The sequence below is a fragment of the Bartonella sp. MM73XJBT genome (assembly GCF_028618465.1).
Classification (GTDB): Bacteria; Pseudomonadota; Alphaproteobacteria; order Rhizobiales; family Rhizobiaceae; genus Bartonella.
The window spans coordinates 1-2,743 of sequence record NZ_JAQISY010000080.1 but is presented as its reverse complement, the minus strand read 5'-3'; the positions used below and the strand labels follow the sequence as shown (position 1 = coordinate 2,743).

The following is a 2,743-nucleotide window of genomic DNA, read 5'->3' as shown; positions in this document are numbered from 1 at the left end:
AAAGAAGAGCGAACGTTATTTTTAATAAAAAATTGCTTGCTTTATTAATTCAGCGTTAAGCTTAGCCCTACACCTATACCCCAACGTCCACCAGCACTTGTGACAGATACACTCGAACGAGTATTTCCATCTTCAGATGTATAACCAGCACCAAAGGCAAAGGCCGTCTGATTCTGCCATATACCACTACCAAGCGCTACACTTAACTTTCCTGGTAAATCATTATAACGCAAATTCGATACAGCCAAACCAATAACCGCTGCCTGCCTTGACTCTTGGCAGACAATAACCATACCTTAACTGGCTTTGCATTTGCTTATAGGCGTTTGTTCACCTCCTTTTTGTCATATGCATAAAGGTCAAATTGAGGAGAATATATAAACAATCTCTAATGAAGAGATGAAAAATTGATGCGATGCTACAAAAGAATTTCGTATGCCTTTGTCATAAGAATTACTAAAAGTGATTTTATACTTTCATTTACCGGTCGTGATCCCTTTTCACATACCATGATGCCTCATATATAAGACAAAATAAACTTGAAGTATATCCACGCATGGGGGCTAGTTTACGCGATTGGCTAGCAAGAATAACAGATATCCCTTAATGAGGCATGACACCTAAAAATTACAATATCTTCAATTATTATTGTAATCTCATCACCACCAATCATATGCTATATCCCCGTTATAATCTGACAACCGATATTATTATATAAAGCAACGCGTGTATCTTAATTATTATTTTCAAATTATAATACTGCATTCATTAATAATGCCATTGTTATATTCTCTTTTTTCGTCAAAAAATGACGTCATAAAATCAACGAGTCGATTCCCAAAGAATGCCTTTTAAAAACAAAAGTCGAGAATAATATAGATTATACAGATTATTCCTCTTTGATACGATAAATACTTTTTCATCACATCCCTACCAATAAAATAATCAAATAAACATATTTCAATTTACAATATTTATTTCTGTTAAATGAGCTGTTAAAGCTTGTAGAGAAAGGTTATTTCTGTATAAAACCGCAATAGAAAAGCTGATTTCAAGAAATCTAGAAGGTTTTGGGTAACTTCATCTTTGTGGTGGTATGCTGTTTGGACAATAAACACGTTTAAAGATAAACCTGTAGAAGCATATTTTTATGCTAGGTTGGTGTATTTTTACCTGTAGAAATTAACTATGGTTTTATGCTCTTTTGAACTTTTTTAGTATATTAAAAAGCAGAAGTTTTTAGTGTGTGGTCTTCTCCATTCTTATCAAATTATAATGAGATAAAAAAGAGATTTATCGTTAATAGTACATTTTGTTTTATTATTCACCTACTTGTCTTGTTTGTCTTTAAAGACTTCATTATCTCATTTGTTGGCTTTATTGGTTTCTTATTAAAATAAACTTTCGCCCTTGCCTTCATTAAAGACAAGAGCGAAAGTATTTTTCTCAATGTATTTTGTTTATTATCAGTTCAATGTCATATTGAATCCCGCACCTATACCCCAATGACCACCAGAATTAGTGACAGATACATTAGATAAAATAGATCCACTCTCAGATGTATAACCAGCACCAAAAGCAAATGCAGATTGGTTACGCCATAAGCCACTACCAAATCCAACACTTAATTTTCCAGGTGTTTCATTGTAGCGTAAATTAGCTACTGCTAAACCAATAGCCGCTGCTTGTCTTGCTTCCTTTCGTACATTTTCTATGCTGTAATTTAAAGAATCAAACTTCATATCCGTATAAGATTTCGCTTCATTAATAACATCACCCATCTGGCTATTTACAAGGTCATGGAAGCGCTCATCCGTATATTTTTTCGCATTATCAAGGACTACCTTCATTTGCTGGTTCGTCTCCCAAAGTTGACTACCATTAACAGCTTCTTTCGAATCTTTTTCTATTTTACCATCCGCTACATTGTCTAGTAATACTGGATCACTTTCATTGCCACCAACTAACGTAATTTTATTCGTTTTCTTGCCATCAGCTCCTTTATCATACTTAACCGCATCATTCGTAACCGTGTTTTCAATATTTTTTATTTGCTTATCAATAGACCCTACCTGCTCTTCAACCTTGCTTACCCTATTATTCGTCTCCCAAAGTTGACTTCCGTTAACGGCTTCTTTCGAATCTTCTGATACCTTACCATCCGCCACATGTGTAATCTTACTATCCTGATTATTATGACGAGCGTCATAAGCTTTGTCTGTCTCGTTCCAATTTAAACCATTCGATGAAACATTCTTAATACGCTCATTGATACTTTTCATGCTATCATTAACGCCACCAAATGCATCCGCAACATTATCATAATCAGTTTTGTCATCACCATTACCATCATTCTTGAATTGCGAAACATAGAATGTAGGCTTTTTCCATTGTCCATCCTTATATCCAGCGCCATCACCAAAATATGCAGCAAGATTATTACTCATCGAGTAAAGCTGAGAACCATTGATTGCATCCGTTGAATTTTCAGCGATGTCACCATTCGCAAGAAAGCTGATCTTACTATTCGTCTTTGTTTCACCTTCACCATGCTGGGCTACAAATGCTTCTTTCTCATTGTTCCACAATAAAGCATCACCTTTTGTTTTATTAATCTCCTTGGTAATCTCATCGGTGATTTTATTCTGAATATTCGTGAAAGATGTACCAACAGCAGAAAATGCTTTCTCTACAGTATTATAGCTTTCTTCACTCGCTGTACCATCCTCTTTAACTGTGTTAA

General features: G+C 34.8%; 1 protein-coding gene and 1 pseudogene. Both read right to left on the bottom strand.

What is annotated here, in order from left to right; all coding sequences use genetic code 11:
• Positions 1-44: 44 nt before the first annotated feature.
• Positions 45-284, bottom strand: a pseudogene (locus tag PVV69_RS09575) (YadA-like family protein); the annotation flags it as partial.
• 1,182 nt (positions 285-1,466) lie between these two features.
• Positions 1,467-2,743: Vomp family autotransporter (locus PVV69_RS09570; RefSeq protein WP_273757318.1), on the bottom strand; the 1,277-nt coding region annotated here is incomplete at its 5' end.